This window comes from Halanaeroarchaeum sp. HSR-CO (genome assembly GCF_024972755.1).
Lineage (GTDB): Archaea > Halobacteriota > Halobacteria > Halobacteriales > Halobacteriaceae > Halanaeroarchaeum.
Genome location: NZ_CP087724.1, coordinates 2,064,565 through 2,079,947 on the forward strand (window position 1 = coordinate 2,064,565; position 15,383 = coordinate 2,079,947).

A 15,383-nucleotide genomic window follows, 5' to 3' on the forward strand; every position below is an offset into this window, starting at 1 on the left:
ACGGTTTGGGGCGTAAAACCCCCTGTATCGTGGCACACGGTCGCCGGGGGGACCGAACCGGCTGCCGCGGTAGGTACGTTTATCATTCCACGAAGACGCATCCCGACCATGGACTACCAGACGGTACGAGCGGTCGACCCCGACGTCGCCGATGCACTCGATGCGGAAGTGGACCGCCAGCGCGAGACGCTCTCCATGATCGCCAGCGAGAATCACGTGAGCGAAGCGGTCCTGAACGCACAGGGCTCCGTGCTCACCAACAAGTACGCCGAGGGCTATCCCGACAAGCGCTATTACGCGGGCTGTGAGAACGCGGACGCCGTCGAGGAACTCGCCATCGAGCGGGCGAAGGAACTCTGGGGAGCCGAACACGTCAACGTCCAACCCCACAGCGGGTCGCAGGCCAACATGGCCGTCTACTTCGCCGTGCTCCAGCCGGGCGATAAGATCCTCTCGCTCGACCTGACCCATGGCGGCCACCTGAGCCACGGCCACCCCGCGAACTTCGCGGGCAAGTTCTACGAGGTCGAACAGTACGAGGTCGACGCCGAAACCGGACGCATCGACTACGACGAGGTCCAGGAGTTAGCAGAGCAATTCGACCCGGACATGGTCGTTTCGGGCTATTCGGCGTATCCACGCGAGGTGGAGTGGGACCAAATCCAGGCGGCCGCGGACGCGGCCGACGCGTACCACATGGCCGACATCGCGCACATCACCGGCCTGGTGGCGGCGGGCGTCCACCCCTCGCCGGTCGGCATCGCCGATTTCGTCACCGGGTCGACGCACAAGACCATCCGCGCGGGTCGCGGTGGCATCGTCATGACGGACGAGGAGTTCGCCGACGACGTCGACAGTGCGGTGTTCCCGGGTGCCCAGGGCGGCCCCCTGATGCACAACATCGCCGGCAAAGCTGTGGGGTTCGGCGAGGCGCTCCAGCCCGAGTTCACCGAGTACGCCGAACAGGTCGTCGCCAACGCGAAGGCCATCGGCGACCGACTCCAGGAACACGGCTTCGGGCTGGTCTCCGGTGGGACCGATACCCATCTCGTGCTCGTCGACCTCCGAGAGAGCCACCCGGACGTCTCCGGCGGAGATGCGGAGGCGGCCCTCGAGGCGGTGGGCATCGTCCTCAACGCGAACACGGTCCCGGGCGAGACGCGCTCCGCATTCGACCCCAGCGGTATCAGGATCGGGACGCCAGCGCTCACCGCCCGCGGCTTCGACGAGGAAGCGATGGAGACGGTCGCCGACCTCATCGCCCGCGTGGTCGACAACGTGGAGGACGAGGCCGTCCTCGCCGAAGTCGCAGCCGAGGTCGATTCGTTGACCGACGCCCATCCCCTCTACGAATAACCACGTTCGTGGATAGATTTTGTATCGATTCTTCAGAAGTGAGCACGAACCCGTAGGTTGAAGGCGCTCGCGCGACGACGACCCGGTAATGACCACTGTCATCGACGGGAAGGCCGTCGCCGCCGACGTCCGCGAACAACTGGCAAACAGCGTCGACACACTGCGTGACGCCGACGTGACGCCGACGCTGGCGACGGTTCTGATGAGCGACGACCCCGCGAGCGAGACGTACGTCTCGATGAAACAGCGCGACTGCGAAGAGGTCGGCATCGAGGCTCGTGACGTGCGCATCTCCGCGGACGCACCCGCCGACGAGTTGTTCGAGACCATCGAGGACCTCAATGCCGACACCGACGTCGACGGTATCCTCGTCCAGATGCCCGTCCCCGACCACGTCGACAAGCAAGCCGTCCTGCGGAGCATCGATCCGGAGAAGGACGTCGACGGGTTCCACCCGGAGAACGTCGGCCGACTGGTGGCCGGCGACGCCCGCTACAAGCCCTGCACGCCACACGGCATCCAGAAACTGTTCGAATCCATCGACCTCGACCCGGAGGGGAAAGACGTCGTCGTGGTCGGCCGCTCGGACATCGTGGGGAAACCGATGGCCAACCTGCTCATCCAGAAGGCCGAGGGCGGGAACGCGACCGTGACCGTCTGTCACTCCCGGACACGGGACCTCGCCGAGAAGACCCGCCAGGCCGACGTCGTCGTCGCCGCTGCCGGCGTTCCGGAACTCGTCGACGGCTCGATGCTCAGTGAAGGAGCGGTGGTCGTCGACGTCGGCGTCAACCGCGTCGACGCGGACACGGAGAAGGGCTACGAACTGGTGGGCGACGTGGACTACGACTCCGCGGCCGAGAAGGCCAGTGCCATCACCCCCGTTCCCGGCGGCGTCGGCCCGATGACCAGAGCGATGTTGCTCTACAACACCGTCAAGGCGGCCAGTCGCCAGGAAGACGTCCCCGTCGAGTTACCGTAGAATGCGCGCCGACCAGCCCCATCCCGAGGTCCAGGCCATTCTCGACCAGATGGAACGCCTGGACGTCCCGGACCTCTCGACGCTCTCGGTCGAGGAGGCTCGGGATCTGTTCGAGACGATGGCTTCGACCGGTCGCTATCGGGACGGCGAGGTCGACACCGAGGACCGCGAGATTGCCGGGCCCGCGGGTCCGATCCCCGTCCGAATCTACAGACCGGACCGCGACGGACCGGTCCCGACGACAGTGTTCTTCCACGGTGGCGGGTTCGTGGTCGGAACGCTGGATACCCACGACGCGACCTGCCGGGCCATCGCCGACCTGACGGGCACCGTCGTCGTATCGGTGGACTACCGCCTGGCACCCGAACATCCGTTCCCGGCAGCGGTCCACGATGCGTACGCCACAACCGAGTGGGCAGCAGCTACCGCGACCGACCTCGGCGGGACCGACGAGGTGATCGTCGCCGGGGGGAGTGCCGGCGGAACCCTTTCAGCGGTCGTTTCGTTGCTCGCCCGGGACCGCGGTGGCCCCGAGATCGACTATCAGATACTGTTCTATCCCGCGACGAGCGCTGGGACCGACTGGGATTCGCTCACAGACCCGGAGACCGGTCGCTTCCTCTCCGGAGACGAGATGGAGTGGTTCGGCGAGCAGTACCTCACCGACCCGCTGCACGGGGCCAACCCCTACGCGTTCCCGCTTGCTGCCTGCTCACACGAGAACCTGCCGCCGGCGACGGTAGTAACCGCGGGGTTCGACCCCCTCCACGACGAAGGGGTCGCGTACGCCGACGCGCTCGAATCGGCTGGCGTCCCGGTCGTCCATCGGGAGGAAGGGGCCATGGTCCACGGATTCGTCGGAATGATCGGCCACGTACAGCGAGCGACGGCCGTGATTGCGGCCGTGGGTACAGACCTGGAACGGGCGCTATCGTAGCTCGGCCCTCGGCACGAATTCGCTCCGCGTCACGACGCGATAGCGATCGTCAGGAAATTGCGGCGAGCGTCTCCCGTGCGGCCTCCAGATCGGATTCCGCACCCGTTCGGCAGTACGTGCCCACGGCCCGTGTTGCAGCGAGTAGCTGGGCGGTCTGCCCAGGATCCACCTGGCCGTCGAGGGCGCGGATCCGCTTCCCGTGTTCGGCGACCGATTCGAGCAGCGACCGGGCCGCGGGCCGATCTTCTGCCGCGGCGAGCCACTGTCGGATATCGTCTCGGTAGTCCCGGACCGCGGTGGCGACGCCGAGACCCCTCGCCGCCCGGAAGGTTTCCGGGACCGAATTGGCGGATGGGCGGTCACCGGCCTCGGCCCCGAGGAGGTCGAGCAGATACGCCCGTTCGGTATCGGACAGTTCGAGCCGACTCACCCCCAGCGAGGCCGCGTGGCGGAGTTCCTGGGCGTGGACGTACGCTTCGTCGAGATCGCGCAGCGACCCCTCATCGACGAATCCCCGCTTTCGGACGTAGTCGAGACAGGCGTCGGCAGCCTCGTCGAGGGCCGTCTCCAGATCCCCCTCGGCGGCGGTCGAGCGTGGTTCACGCAGGTCCAGGGACGCCGAGCGGTCGGTGTGTCGTGTGCGCTCTCCGTCGCCCGTACTCCGGATGCTCCCGCACTCCGGACACGTGACGCTCCCCGTCTCGTAGTACGACCACCGGGCGCCACAGTCCCGGCACGTGCGGTCACCGCGGATACGCATGGAGGGCCGTTGGGCCGCGCGAGTGAAATGCCCAGCGGCGTGGCGACTGACCGACCAGAAGGGTTATCAGTCTCGTTGAACAAGATTCGAGTGACATGTCGTCACACGCAGACCTCCTGACGACGGAGGATAGAGGAAGTCGCTCTGACGCGGCTGATCGAGAAATTCTCCCGCTCGTCTGATACGCCACACGAGCACGAGAGCGCATCGAGTCCCACATCGTCCAGCGACGCACCTGTCCCGGACGTACAGCGAAACGGGCAGACGGTTACCCTCACGCTGGGCGAGTCACATCTCACCGTTCCGGCCGAATCGGTCGAGACGCTTCGCGACGACCTCGAAGCGGCCCTCACCGAGCGCCAGACCTACCTGCATACGGTCGGCGAACATCGGCGGGACGGCGCCTACGTGGTCGAACGAAGCGGTGCGGACTCCGCGGGCAACTCGAAGGTCTTCGATTCTTTCGACGCCCTCGAACGACTGGCGGAGCGGCTCCCGGACGAGGTGACCGCCGACGACCTCTCGCGTGTCGGGCTCACCGGCGGCCGACGACACATGGTCCTCTGGCACCTCGTCGAGCACCCCACCTTGCCGTTCGACCTAAAGAGTAGACAACCGCTCACCGCCCGGAGGGTCGACGACGAGTAGGTTTTTCCCAGCCGGGTCGCATGATACGGTCATGCAACCCAGACCAGCGACGTTCTCGATCGTCGCCCGCGACCCGGACCAGGAGGCGGTGGGAATCGCCGTCCAGTCGAAGTTCGTCAGCGTGGGCTCGGTCGTCCCGGTCGCGGCGGCCGACGCCGGGGCCATCGCGACCCAGAGTTTCGCCAACGTGGCTTACGGCCCGAAGGGGCTCGATCTACTTCGCGACGGGTACGAGGCGAGCACCGTCGTCGAGCGCCTCATCCAGGCCGACGAGGAGGCACCGAGTCGTCAGCTGGGCATCGTGAGCGAAGACGGATCGGTAGCGGCGTTCACCGGCGAGGAGTGTTTCGAGCACGCGAGCGATCGGCAGGGCGAGAACTACACCGTGCAGGGGAACATCCTCGAAGGCCGCGAGACCATCGACGCGATGGCCGAGACCTTCGAGGAGACGGCGGGCGGACTTCCGGAGCGATTGCTCGCCGCCCTGCACGCTGGCAACGACGCGGGCGGAGACAAACGTGGCGAGCAGAGCGCGGCGATGTACGTCGCGAAACCCGACGGTGGCTACGACGGGAAGAACGACCGGTGGATCGACGTCCGGGTCGACGACCACGAACACCCCATCGACGAACTCGAGCGGGTCTTTCGCATCTACGACGTGACCCTCCTGGAACGCGAAACACCCGATTCCACCGCCGAACTGCAGGGCGATACTGCCGAAGCCGTCCTCGAGACGCTTGCATCGCTGGCGCTGTACGACGGGACGCCGACTGGAACGGTGGGCGAGTCGGAGCGGGAGGCCCTCGAGGCCTTCCGGGGGATGAACAACTTCGAGAACCACTCCCTCGAGGTCATCGAGGACGCCCTCGCACGTGGCTGGGACGAGGCCGAGGGGGAAGGCGAAGAGAAACTCGTGAACGCCATCTGGCACGGTCTCTCCCGACTCGAACGGCGGTAACTGCTGTCAGAGAGCGGAGCCGGCCCCGGTCGTTTTTGTGCTCGGTCGATAACGAGCAGTATGCGCGACGAATCCGAGATCCGCGAGCAGTACGAATTCCTCGCCGAACAGCTCGAGAGCGAGGAGATGAACCACCAGGGGATCCGGCAGATGTTCACCCACTACAAACGCGCCCTCGGCTGGGTGTTGGAAGAAGAACATATCTAGGCGCGCCGGGCGCTGGCGGTACATTTATGTTCGACGGGCCGAATGGCTCAACTGACGCTTCGCTTTGGAGGGCCGAAGCGTCAGCGGGGACCAATCAGGGCGGCAGCGAGGTCGGTTTTCGACCTCGCTTCCACTTCCGCTCGCGTACCAACGATCGAGTAGCGGCGGCCGTCCCGTACTCGTCGACGATGTTTTACGAGATGTCGAGGGACTCGTCCGCCGTCTCGCCGTTCTCGTTCCACTCGAGTTCGAACTCCACGCTCAGTTCGGGGGCGCCATCGCCGGTTTCCCGTTCGGCCTTGACCTCGAACTCGACGGTCTCCGGTGGGTCGAGGGTGATCGAATTCTCGCCGCTCGTGAGCGAGACCGAATCGCCTGCCTCGAGTCTGTCGGCTACTGCGCGGAGGTACTCCGCGACGTCGGATCGCGATTGTCGAGACTCCGTGACGAACAGCACTTCTTCTGGCATGTCAGTACGTTGGCGTCGAACAGTGATAAGTCTCGTGTCGGGACCAGTCGTTTCAGCGGGTTGGTACGCCGCGAAACCCGGCAAGTGCGGCGATGACAACAGTATATTTATAGTTTCGTGGTAGTAAGATGTCTTTAGGGACAGACATATGTACGACCTGACAGGGTTTCAGCGAGACCTCCTCTTCGTGGTCGCCGGGCTGGAGGAACCACACGGCCTCGCGATCAAGGAGGAACTCGAGGATTACTACGAATCGGAGATCCATCACGGCCGACTGTATCCGAACCTCGACACGCTCGTCGACAAGGGGCTCATCGACAAGGGACAACGCGACCAGCGAACGAACTACTACACCGTGACCCGTCGCGGTCGTCGCGAGATAGACGCACGTCGCGACTGGGAGTCCCAGTACGTCGCCATCGAGGAGTGACGTCTTTGCTGCCGAGGACCGCGCTCCTCGGCGTTCTACGTAGCTTCGCGGGTAGCCCCGACATCTGACAGAAGTTCTATACGTTTCGCTCTTTCCGTCCTCCCCTTCGTCCCGTTCGTGCTCGGACGGGTCGGACGAATCAACCCCCGATCCGAACCAGTGCCGACTGTGAATCCCAGACCACGGATTCGGCGGTCCGTAACAGGCCACACGACGGGACCAGACTCGCACCAGCGATCGATTCGGCGCCATCGTGTCGCGACGAGCACCGCGAGAACTGTGGGGCAGGTCGGACCGCTCGGCCGATGAGCAGGACACGTCGCACCGCCCGGGAGATAATCAAGACAGGTCGGACGGTCCAGGCGATGGATCGTCCGTAGCGTCGTCTGGGCTGGAGCGAGATTCGACCACCTTACCGGCCGAATCGGGTCCATCATCGCCCCCGTCGTCGGGTGGTCGTCCACGAGGCTCGTCCCGTCCGCCCCGTCTGACCTCGCGTCCTTCCACCAGTTCGGGGAGCACGAGGTCGGCGAAGTGGACGACCAGGACGAGCAACATCGGTCCGAGGAACAGGCCATACCAGCCGAAGAGGAGGGGACCGAAGACGTAGGCCATCATGACCATCCCGAGGTGGAGGCCACGCCCGGAGACGTACGGCCGGAGGACGAGGTCGGGGATGACGTCGACGACGACGAACGACACGATGACGAAGAGGACCGGGAACCAGAGCAGTTGCGGAGTCTGGTAAGTGCCGTAGACCAGGTATCCGGCGAGGGGGAAATACACGAGTTTGATCCCGATGACGGGAACGAGGCTCGCGATACCGGTCAGAAGCCCCAGTAGCGTCGAATAGGGGATTCCGATACCGGCAGGCGAGACGAGGTCGAGTCCCCCGTAGACGATGGCGCCGATGACACCGGTGAGGAAGGCATTGAGGATGTTGCCGAAGAAAATGATGCTGAAGTCACGGTCGACCCGGAAGACGTAGGTCTCGAGGACGCCATCGGCGTCCGTAAAGCGTTCCGTGAACCAGTCGGCAAGCCGGTGGTCGTCGCGTAGCAGGTAAAACGAGAGGAGGATGATGACGAACAGGTGCAACGCCGCGGTCCCGAAGAAGCCGACGTACGCTCCCGCATCACCGAGGTTCTGCCAGATGGCATCGAAGCTGATCTGCTGTGAGAGAATCGCGACAGGGTCGGTGACGAGCCCGGAGATGTCCACGTACGGTTCGATCAACGTCTCCACCTGGCCGATGTCGAGACCCTGGACCTCGACGAGGCGACTGAACTCCTGTAATCCGATGGCGATGGTGTACGCGAGCAGGAGGATGGCGGGGAGGATGATCAGGACGAGGGAGATGGCCGCCGCGAACGACGGCGGTCGGACCACCCGCCGCAACCGGCGATAGATCGGCCGCGTCGCGTAGTACACGAAGAGTCCGAAGACGAAGGTCCCGACGAACGAGACGAAGAGGTACGCGAGAAACGCCGCGAGTAGTCCGGCGATAGTCCACCAGCCGATCTGCGCCCGGCCCATCTCCCACGGCGACGGCATATGCTCACTGACGGTGGCCAGCCTCTAAACAGTGTGGATGGCCAACAGGAAGCCGAAACGGCCTCAGTCGGCGCCGGCCACGGACGGAGCCGCTCCGGCGTCAGCGTCGTCCTGGTAGAAGATCTTCCAGCCGGTCAGCCCCATCACGACGAGGATCACCGGCGAGAGCAACCCGAAGATGTAGTACGGCGCGTACGAGACGACGGGCACCCCCATCGCCGCGGCCATGTACACGCCACCGGAGTTCCAGGGGACCAGGGCGGACGTGGTCGTCCCCGATGCCTCGATTGCACGTGAGAGGTTCCGACTATCGAGGTCGTACTCGTCGTAGAGGTTCCGGAAGGTCATCCCCGGTACGACGATGGCCATGTACTGCTCGGCGGCCAGGACGTTGACCACGATCGCGCTCACGGCCGTCCCGGCGGTCACGCCAGCGACCGAACTGACGGCCTCACCGATGTAGTGGGCGATGGCCGCGAGGATGCCGGTCGCCTCGAAGATACCGCCCAGCGCGAGGGCGGCGACGACGATGGAGATCACCCAGATCGACCCCGAGAGCCCGCTACTCGCCAGGAGGTCCGTCACGAGCTGGACGCCGGTCTCGGGACTGGTTCCGTAGTGGACCGTCGACCACGCCGTCGAGAAAGCCGTTCCCTGATAGAGCGTGCTCACGCCGACACCGGCGAAGATCCCCGCGGTGAGCGAGGGGAGCGCGGGGTAGCCGTACAGCGCGAGCGCGAAGGTCAACACCAGCGGTGCCAGCGTCAGCGGTGATATCGCATACGTCCCGGCGAGGCCGCTCTGGATCTCGGCGACGCGGCCAGCGGGGATCGCTCCGGCCGCATCGAGACCGAGGAACGTGAAGAACACGACGGAAAGCCCGAACGCGATGGACGTTCCGGGGCGCATCGCCCGCACGTGGTCCATGAGTTCGGTGTTCGTCACTGCCGCCGCGAGGTTGGTGGTATCCGAAAGCGGTGAGTTCTTATCTCCGGTGTACGCACCGGAAAGGATCGCACCAGCGGTCATCGGGGCGGGGATGCCGAGTCCGGAGCCGATACCGACCATGGCCACCCCGAGTGTCCCTGCCGTGGTCCAGGACGAACCGATGGCGAACGCGACGATGGCAGCCAGGACGGCCGTGAAGGGGAGAAAGACGGTCGGCGTGAGAAATTCCAGCCCGTAGTACATGATCGTCGGGATGGTCCCGGCGTCGATCCACGAGGCGATGAGCATGTAGATGACGAAGAGGATGAGGATGGCCTGTAGTCCCATGAGGATGCTCCGACTGATCCCGTCGTACAGGGTCGACCACGTATAGCCGAAGTAGTATCGACCCATCAGGCCCGTGAAGACGATCCCCCAGAGTAGCGGCATCTGCGGATCCAGTTCGAGGAAGACGATACCCAACGAGAGGAACCCGAGCATCGCCACGACGGGGACGAGCGACTCGACCAACGACGGCCGCTGTTCCGCATCGATGTCCTCGTAGAGTCGGGGTTCGAAGTCGAAGGCCATTACTGCGCCTCCATCGAGCCGATTCGACGACGTTCACGACGGAACGGGTCGTACGGAGTTGATCGGTCGGTCGACGGATCGATCGTGGCCCGTCCCGCCGCGAAGGCGGCGAACGCACGTGAACCGCTAGCGGTTCGGATCATTCCAGGTGAACGACCCAAAACGACGTACATAAGATTTCTTGTACCGACCTCGATTGTGAATGTCCCACACACCCAGGACCGATGACTGGACGTCGCCGATCTCCACAGCCCGTTGAGTTTGAGATATCCAAACTCGTATGACCACTGCCCGCGTCCGCAGTGGTATGAGCGAGCGCGATTCGGGGGACGAGCCCCGCCGGATCAAGTCCGTGGGGACGGTCAGCGACATCCTGCGAACGATCCAGTTCCAGGACGCGCCGACGTTCGTCGACGTCGTGGACGCCATCGACCTGTCGAAGGGAACGGTACACACCTACCTCTCGACGCTCGAAGCGGAGGGGTTCGTCACTCGGGACGAGGGCGTCTACCGGCTCGGCGTTCGGTTCATCCCGATGGCCGAGACGGTCCGAAACGAGACGAGACTCTACCGGGCGGCCCGAGAGGAGGTAGAGACCCTCGCACGGGAGACCCAGGAGTACGTCCACCTGACCGTGGCGGACCGCGGCAGAGAGGTGACCATCGAAGAGCGACGTGGCGAGAACGCCATCGCGATGGACTACCACCTCCGGATGCGCGAGGCACCGCAGCATCTCCACTACACCTCGACGGGCAAGGCAATGTTGGCCCACTTCGACCAGGAACGCGTAGACCGGATCATCGAAGCGGAAGGACTCGTCGCCCAGACGGACCAGACGATCACGGACCGGGAGGAGCTGGCCGCCGAGCTGGCCGACATCCGGGATCGTGGGTTCGCGGTCAACGACGAAGAAGAGGTTCGGGGGATGCGATCGGTCGGCGCCGTGGTTCGCGGCATCGAGGACGACGTCGCCGGAGCCATCAGTGTGACCGCGCCCAAGCGCCGATTGTCCGGCGACCGGTTCCACACGACCGTGCCCGAACTCGTGATGCAGGCGGCGAACATCATCGAAGTGAACCTCGAGACGGCGGTTCTGGACGTCTGAGACCGCGAGATACTTCCAGCGAGGGAGTGCACTCCTGGGCGGCCAGAGGAGTTCGAACATATCGAACCGACGAGCGGCGGTGTCCTCGATTCGTCGCGAGATGGGCTAACGGAGGCGACGAACTGCCGACCGTCCCAGGCACGCCAGCCGACCGGTTCGGAGTTCGGGCGAACCGGCCGGTATCGCGGCCACAATTGTTTGATATATTCAAACCACGTCGCTACAGAATTCCACAACCAGATAGCATCCGCGATATTTCTACGACCGCCGACCAATATAGCGTAAATTTATGTATGTTTGTCTAACAAGGGACGTACATGGAGCGCGCAACCGCAGAACCCGACGTCACCGCCCTTCCGGGCGAACTTGCCAGCGAGTGGGTCGACTTCCATCACCAGAACGCGGCGACGAGCACCTACGTCTACGACTTCGTCTGGGACATCACCCAGGATGCCGCGGGACCCTTCGTGACCGACGTGGATGGCAACGTCCTGATGGACTTCACCAGCCACGTCGCGGCCTCCCCGCTCGGGTACAACAACCCGAAGATCATGGACAAGTTCGAGGAGTTCGACCTCGTCGATCCGATGAAGATGGCCGGCCAGGACTTCTACGTGGCGACCGACACGTCGAGTCCCGAGGACGCCGGCTTCCCCGGACCGGCCCACCTGATGGACCGACTGACGGACCTCACCGACCACTACGGTCTGAACACCGTCTTCCTCTCGAACTCCGGCGCAGAGGCGGTCGAGAACGCGATCAAGATCAGCTACGACTACCGTGACGGTGCCAAGTGGGCGATCACGTTCGACGGGGCCTTCCACGGTCGCACGCTCGGCGCCCTCTCACTCAACCGCTCGAAGTCCACCCATCGCCGCAAGTTCCCCGAGATTTCCGGGGTTCACGATATGCCGTTCTGCCAGGACAGGACCTGCACGCCGGAGACCTGTGACTGTGGGTACTTCCCGGGCGACTCGGAGGTCTCGGAACTCCGCCGTCGTCTCGACCCGGACTCCGGGAACATCCACCCGGACGACGTGGCCTACATCATCCTGGAACCGATCCAGGGCGAGGGCGGCTACAAGATACCCAGCGACGAGTTCATGCGGGACATCGCGGACCTCACCGATCGCTACGACATTCCCCTCGTCGCCGACGAGATACAGTCTGGCGTCGGCCGCACCGGGGAACGCTGGGGGTCCGATCACTTCCCCATCGAGCCGGACGTCATCACGAGCGCGAAGGCCCTCCGCGTGGGCGCGACCATCGGGAAGAAGAAGATATTCCCCGACAAGAAGGCCAGACTCTCCTCGACCTGGGGAGCGGGCGACATCCTGGCGTCCGCACAGGGCGTGTTCACCATCGAGGCCATCGAGGAGTACGACCTCATGCAGAACGCCGTCGAACGGGGCCGGCAGTTCGTCGAGCGACTCGAGGACGCCGCCACGGACGCAGTCGTGGACGTCCGCGGCAAAGGGCTCATGATCGCCGTCGAGTTCGACACGAAGGACCGCCGCGAGGCGATGGTGCAGGCGCTCCTCCAGCGTGGCCTCCTCACGCTCGGCTGTGGCGTGAAGACCCTGCGATTCCTCCCGCCCCTCGACGTGACCGAACGCGAGATCGACCTCGCCGCGAGCCTCGTCGAGGACGCCCTCGACGACTCGAAGGTCAAGCGTGTCGGGCCGGCCGTCAGTTCGAGCGAAGACACGATCTGATCGGCCGCGACGGTCGGGTTAGAACTGGTAGCGACGCTGGTCCTCGTCGTCCGGTTGTGGAAACGCCGCCCCACCCGTCATCTCCTCGTAGGTCATCCCCGAGAGGTACTCGTCGTACGTGACGTCGTAGCGACTCCGGAGGTGGAAGTCCAGTTTGCCGGTGTCGACCGTCGACTGGAAGAGGAGGTGGACGGCGCGCTGGACCAGATCGGACGGGTCCTCGGTGTCCAGTGCGGCCGCGAGGAGCGCGAGTTCCGTTCGACTCTCTTCGTCCAGCGAGACGTCCAGGTCACGCAGGTCGGCGTACTCCGCGTCGACGGCGTCGGTCAGGTCGTCCAGACTCATAGCACTCGTTCGGGCAGGTGGCCGGAAACGCGTTTCGCCTCGGGCGCCATACTGAAGCCCACCACTCCCGTTGTCCGGTCCGATGACGGAGCAAGAGTGGTCGCTCCCGCCGGACCGACGGGCCGTGCGACGTGCGCTCGTCGAGTGGTACGAGACCGACCACCGCTCGTTCCCGTGGCGCGAGACCACCGACCCCTACGAGATACTCGTCTCCGAAGTGATGAGCCAGCAGACCCAACTCGACCGGGTGGTCCCCGCCTGGGAGGCCTTTCTCGAACGGTGGCCGACGATCGCGGACCTCGCCGACGCCGACCGGGCGGACGTGGTCGGCTTCTGGTCGGGGCACAATCTCGGCTACAACAACCGGGCGAGGTACCTGCACGAGGCCGCCAACCAGGTCCGCGAGGACTTCGGGGGCGAGTTCCCCGAGACGCCCAACGAGCTACAGGAATTGCAGGGGGTGGGCCCGTACACCGCCAACGCGGTGGCGAGTTTCGCGTTTGATGCGGGCGACGCGGTCGTGGACACGAACGTGAAACGGGTGCTCTTCCGGGCCTTCGACGTCCCGGACGACGACGGGGCGTTCGCGGCGGCCGCCACAGCACTCATGCCCGAGGGCGAATCCAGGGTCTGGAACAACGCCATCATGGAACTCGGCGGGGTGGCGTGCGGGAAGACCCCCCGGTGCAACGAAGCGGAGTGTCCCTGGCGGGAGTGGTGTCACGCGTACGAGAGTGGGGATTTCACCGCGCCGGACGTTCCGACCCAGCCGAGTTTCGAGGGGAGTCGGCGACAGATGCGCGGCCGAGTCGTCGCGGCGCTCGAATCGAACGACGAGCTCGCACTCGACGAACTCGGGCCCCGTGTGCGGGTCGATTACGACCCGGACGGAGAACACGGCCGCGAGTGGCTCGCCGAACTGCTCGGCGACCTGGCCGACGATGGCCTCGTCGAGGTGGTCGAGAGCGACGAAACGGGCGAGGCGACTGCTCGACTCCAGCGCTGAGCGGCGGTCGTCTCCCGTCCCAACTTCCGGCGGGAACGGTATCCAACCGGGACGGTTTTTTGCCCGCGAGGAGACCTGCCACTATGACAGTCCGAATCGCGGCCCTGGTCGGCAGTCTTCGAGCGGGTAGCGTGACGCGAATCGCCTCGCGAGAGGCGCTCGCGGAGGCCGAGCGACTGGGTGCCGAGACCGACCTGATCGACCTCCGCGAGTTCGACCTGCCGATGTACGACCCGGACGCGTCCGACGCCGGCGACGCCGTCGCGCTGAAGTCGCGTCTGCGGGACGCCGATGCGGTCGTACTCGGCACACCGATGTACCACGGGTCGTACTCCTCGCCCATCAAGGTCGCCATCGACTACAGCGGCTTCGACGAGTTCGAGAACACCACCGTGGGCCTGCTGGCGGTCGCCGGCGGGAGTTTCCCGATCACGGCACTCGAACACCTCCGATCGACCATGCGAGCGCTGGACGCCTGGGTGCTCCCCCATCAGGCCGCGATACCGAACGCCTCCTCGACGGTGGCGGACGGCGAGATCGTCGACGAGGACATCGCGGAGCGCGTGCGGACGCTGGGCCGACGGGTCGTCCAGTACGCGAACATCGAACCGGACCCGCTCTCCTTCGAGGGCGCGCACAACGTAAAGGAAGTCGAGGACACCTGACGATCACGGGCGAAGCAATCGATTTTTGCGCCCGACCCACCGCGTGCATCACATGCACGCCATCACGAACAGCGGGTGGGTCGAGGTCATCACCGGATCGATGTTCTCCGGGAAGACCGAGGAGCTGCTCCGTCGGCTGCGCCGCGCGGAGATCGCGGGCCAGTCCGTCGCCGCGTTCACCCCCGCCATCGACGACCGCTTCGGCCAGGAGACGCTCGGGTCCCACGCGGGAAGTTCCTGGCAGGCGACCGTCGTCGACAACGATGGAGCGGGCGTCTGGGACGTCGTCGACGTACTGGACGGCGAGGAAGTGGTCGCCATCGACGAGGCCAACTTCTTCGATCCGCCGCTCGTCGACGTGGCCCAGGAACTGGCCAGTGCAGGCCGGCGTGTCATCGTCAGTGGACTCGATCAGACGTATCGCGGCGACCCCTACGAACCCGTGCCACAGCTGATCGCGACGGCCGAGTACGTCGACAAACTCCAGGCAATCTGCACCATCTGTGGCGAACCAGCGACCCGGACTCAGCGAATCGTCGACGGCCAACCAGCACACGTGGACGAACCGACGACCATCGTGGGGGCCGACGAGTCCTACGAGGCGCGCTGTCGGAACTGCCACGTCGTCCGGACCGAGTGATGTCGCTCGCTCATCCGGGCCCCGTTTCGCCCTCGAGTGAGTGGTCGGGACGGCGATCGCACGGGCAGGGGACTTTCGACAATCGTTT

17 protein-coding genes are annotated in these 15,383 nt (G+C 65.1%); 12 read left to right on the forward strand and 5 right to left on the reverse strand.

Going from position 1 to position 15,383, the window contains the following annotated elements:
• Nucleotides 1-108: 108 nt before the first annotated feature.
• The 3 genes from glyA (at nt 109) to HSRCO_RS10790 (ending at nt 3,275) form a co-directional block, all read left to right on the forward strand.
• Nucleotides 109-1,356, forward strand: coding sequence for a serine hydroxymethyltransferase (glyA, locus tag HSRCO_RS10780; RefSeq protein WP_259517651.1), 1,248 nt, complete (start codon nt 109-111; stop codon nt 1,354-1,356).
• Nucleotides 1,357-1,444: 88 nt separating this feature from the next.
• On the forward strand, nt 1,445-2,338 hold the full coding sequence (gene folD / locus HSRCO_RS10785; protein ID WP_259517652.1) for a bifunctional methylenetetrahydrofolate dehydrogenase/methenyltetrahydrofolate cyclohydrolase FolD: 894 nt from the start codon (nt 1,445-1,447) through the stop codon (nt 2,336-2,338).
• A 1-nt stretch (nt 2,339) separates the two neighbouring features.
• Nucleotides 2,340-3,275 carry an alpha/beta hydrolase gene (locus HSRCO_RS10790; RefSeq protein WP_259517653.1) on the forward strand — a complete coding sequence of 312 codons (936 nt, stop codon included), beginning with the start codon at nt 2,340-2,342 and terminating at the stop codon, nt 3,273-3,275.
• Nucleotides 3,276-3,324: 49 nt separating this feature from the next.
• Here HSRCO_RS10790 and HSRCO_RS10795 read toward each other — a convergent pair whose 3' ends face one another.
• On the reverse strand, nt 3,325-4,035 hold the full coding sequence (locus HSRCO_RS10795) for a TFIIB-type zinc ribbon-containing protein (protein WP_259517654.1): 711 nt from the start codon (nt 4,033-4,035) through the stop codon (nt 3,325-3,327).
• Nucleotides 4,036-4,443: 408 nt separating this feature from the next.
• Between HSRCO_RS10795 and HSRCO_RS10800 the strand changes: the two genes are divergently transcribed.
• Genes HSRCO_RS10800 through HSRCO_RS10810 form a run of 3 tightly spaced genes read left to right on the forward strand, consistent with a single transcriptional unit; the run spans nt 4,444 to nt 5,848 of the window.
• A complete protein-coding gene (locus HSRCO_RS10800; protein WP_259517655.1) occupies nt 4,444-4,683 on the forward strand; it encodes a hypothetical protein in 240 nt (79 codons plus the stop codon).
• Nucleotides 4,684-4,714: 31 nt separating this feature from the next.
• A complete protein-coding gene (locus HSRCO_RS10805; protein ID WP_259517656.1) occupies nt 4,715-5,641 on the forward strand; it encodes a DUF1028 domain-containing protein in 927 nt (308 codons plus the stop codon).
• A gap of 60 nt (nt 5,642-5,701) precedes the next feature.
• Nucleotides 5,702-5,848 carry a hypothetical protein gene (locus tag HSRCO_RS10810; protein WP_259517657.1) on the forward strand — a complete coding sequence of 49 codons (147 nt, stop codon included), beginning with the start codon at nt 5,702-5,704 and terminating at the stop codon, nt 5,846-5,848.
• 193 nt (nt 5,849-6,041) lie between these two features.
• On the opposite strand, the gene HSRCO_RS10815 is transcribed toward HSRCO_RS10810, so the two are convergent.
• Nucleotides 6,042-6,317, reverse strand: a complete 276-nt coding sequence (locus tag HSRCO_RS10815; RefSeq protein ID WP_259517658.1) for an amphi-Trp domain-containing protein — start codon at nt 6,315-6,317, stop codon at nt 6,042-6,044.
• 148 nt (nt 6,318-6,465) lie between these two features.
• On the opposite strand from HSRCO_RS10815, the gene HSRCO_RS10820 reads away from it, so the two are divergent.
• Nucleotides 6,466-6,747 carry a PadR family transcriptional regulator gene (locus tag HSRCO_RS10820; RefSeq protein WP_259517659.1) on the forward strand — a complete coding sequence of 94 codons (282 nt, stop codon included), beginning with the start codon at nt 6,466-6,468 and terminating at the stop codon, nt 6,745-6,747.
• 339 nt (nt 6,748-7,086) lie between these two features.
• Here HSRCO_RS10820 and HSRCO_RS10825 read toward each other — a convergent pair whose 3' ends face one another.
• Both HSRCO_RS10825 and HSRCO_RS10830 read right to left on the reverse strand, forming a co-directional pair.
• The gene (locus tag HSRCO_RS10825; RefSeq protein WP_259517660.1) at nt 7,087-8,301 is read right to left on the reverse strand and encodes an AI-2E family transporter; all 1,215 of its coding nucleotides are present in this window, start codon (nt 8,299-8,301) and stop codon (nt 7,087-7,089) included.
• Between the two features lie 63 nt (nt 8,302-8,364).
• A complete protein-coding gene (locus HSRCO_RS10830) occupies nt 8,365-9,819 on the reverse strand; it encodes a Na+/H+ antiporter NhaC family protein (protein WP_259517661.1) in 1,455 nt (484 codons plus the stop codon).
• Between the two features lie 307 nt (nt 9,820-10,126).
• Between HSRCO_RS10830 and HSRCO_RS10835 the strand changes: the two genes are divergently transcribed.
• Together HSRCO_RS10835 and HSRCO_RS10840 are read left to right on the forward strand one after the other, a co-directional pair.
• Nucleotides 10,127-10,924, forward strand: a complete 798-nt coding sequence (locus HSRCO_RS10835; RefSeq protein ID WP_259517662.1) for an IclR family transcriptional regulator — start codon at nt 10,127-10,129, stop codon at nt 10,922-10,924.
• Between the two features lie 317 nt (nt 10,925-11,241).
• On the forward strand, nt 11,242-12,639 hold the full coding sequence (locus HSRCO_RS10840; RefSeq protein ID WP_259517663.1) for an aspartate aminotransferase family protein: 1,398 nt from the start codon (nt 11,242-11,244) through the stop codon (nt 12,637-12,639).
• An 18-nt stretch (nt 12,640-12,657) separates the two neighbouring features.
• Here HSRCO_RS10840 and HSRCO_RS10845 read toward each other — a convergent pair whose 3' ends face one another.
• The gene (locus HSRCO_RS10845; protein WP_259517664.1) at nt 12,658-12,984 is read right to left on the reverse strand and encodes a hypothetical protein; all 327 of its coding nucleotides are present in this window, start codon (nt 12,982-12,984) and stop codon (nt 12,658-12,660) included.
• A gap of 82 nt (nt 12,985-13,066) precedes the next feature.
• Here HSRCO_RS10845 and HSRCO_RS10850 point away from each other — a divergent pair, with 82 nt between their 5' ends.
• The 3 genes from HSRCO_RS10850 (at nt 13,067) to HSRCO_RS10860 (ending at nt 15,295) form a co-directional block, all read left to right on the forward strand.
• Complete coding sequence (locus HSRCO_RS10850; RefSeq protein ID WP_259517665.1) at nt 13,067-13,990, forward strand: A/G-specific adenine glycosylase; 924 nt, start codon at nt 13,067-13,069, stop codon at nt 13,988-13,990.
• Between the two features lie 83 nt (nt 13,991-14,073).
• Complete coding sequence (locus HSRCO_RS10855) at nt 14,074-14,655, forward strand: NADPH-dependent FMN reductase (RefSeq protein ID WP_259517666.1); 582 nt, start codon at nt 14,074-14,076, stop codon at nt 14,653-14,655.
• A gap of 52 nt (nt 14,656-14,707) precedes the next feature.
• A complete protein-coding gene (locus HSRCO_RS10860) occupies nt 14,708-15,295 on the forward strand; it encodes a thymidine kinase (RefSeq protein WP_259517667.1) in 588 nt (195 codons plus the stop codon).
• The last annotated feature ends 88 nt before the right edge of the window (nt 15,296-15,383 follow it).

Bases quoted from the DNA above. Each gene is read 5' to 3' on its own strand.
- glyA (WP_259517651.1), top strand. From the start codon at position 109: ATGGACTACCAGACGGTACGAGCGGTCGACCCCGACGTCGCCGATGCA.
- folD (WP_259517652.1), top strand. From the start codon at position 1,445: ATGACCACTGTCATCGACGGGAAGGCCGTCGCCGCCGACGTCCGCGAA.
- HSRCO_RS10790 (WP_259517653.1), top strand. From the start codon at position 2,340: ATGCGCGCCGACCAGCCCCATCCCGAGGTCCAGGCCATTCTCGACCAG.
- HSRCO_RS10795 (WP_259517654.1), bottom strand. From the start codon at position 4,035: ATGCGTATCCGCGGTGACCGCACGTGCCGGGACTGTGGCGCCCGGTGG.
- HSRCO_RS10805 (WP_259517656.1), top strand. From the start codon at position 4,715: ATGCAACCCAGACCAGCGACGTTCTCGATCGTCGCCCGCGACCCGGAC.
- HSRCO_RS10810 (WP_259517657.1), top strand. From the start codon at position 5,702: ATGCGCGACGAATCCGAGATCCGCGAGCAGTACGAATTCCTCGCCGAA.
- HSRCO_RS10815 (WP_259517658.1), bottom strand. From the start codon at position 6,317: ATGCCAGAAGAAGTGCTGTTCGTCACGGAGTCTCGACAATCGCGATCC.
- HSRCO_RS10820 (WP_259517659.1), top strand. From the start codon at position 6,466: ATGTACGACCTGACAGGGTTTCAGCGAGACCTCCTCTTCGTGGTCGCC.
- HSRCO_RS10825 (WP_259517660.1), bottom strand. From the start codon at position 8,301: ATGCCGTCGCCGTGGGAGATGGGCCGGGCGCAGATCGGCTGGTGGACT.
- HSRCO_RS10830 (WP_259517661.1), bottom strand. From the start codon at position 9,819: ATGGCCTTCGACTTCGAACCCCGACTCTACGAGGACATCGATGCGGAA.
- HSRCO_RS10835 (WP_259517662.1), top strand. From the start codon at position 10,127: ATGAGCGAGCGCGATTCGGGGGACGAGCCCCGCCGGATCAAGTCCGTG.
- HSRCO_RS10840 (WP_259517663.1), top strand. From the start codon at position 11,242: ATGGAGCGCGCAACCGCAGAACCCGACGTCACCGCCCTTCCGGGCGAA.
- HSRCO_RS10845 (WP_259517664.1), bottom strand. From the start codon at position 12,984: ATGAGTCTGGACGACCTGACCGACGCCGTCGACGCGGAGTACGCCGAC.
- HSRCO_RS10850 (WP_259517665.1), top strand. From the start codon at position 13,067: ATGACGGAGCAAGAGTGGTCGCTCCCGCCGGACCGACGGGCCGTGCGA.
- HSRCO_RS10855 (WP_259517666.1), top strand. From the start codon at position 14,074: ATGACAGTCCGAATCGCGGCCCTGGTCGGCAGTCTTCGAGCGGGTAGC.
- HSRCO_RS10860 (WP_259517667.1), top strand. From the start codon at position 14,708: ATGCACGCCATCACGAACAGCGGGTGGGTCGAGGTCATCACCGGATCG.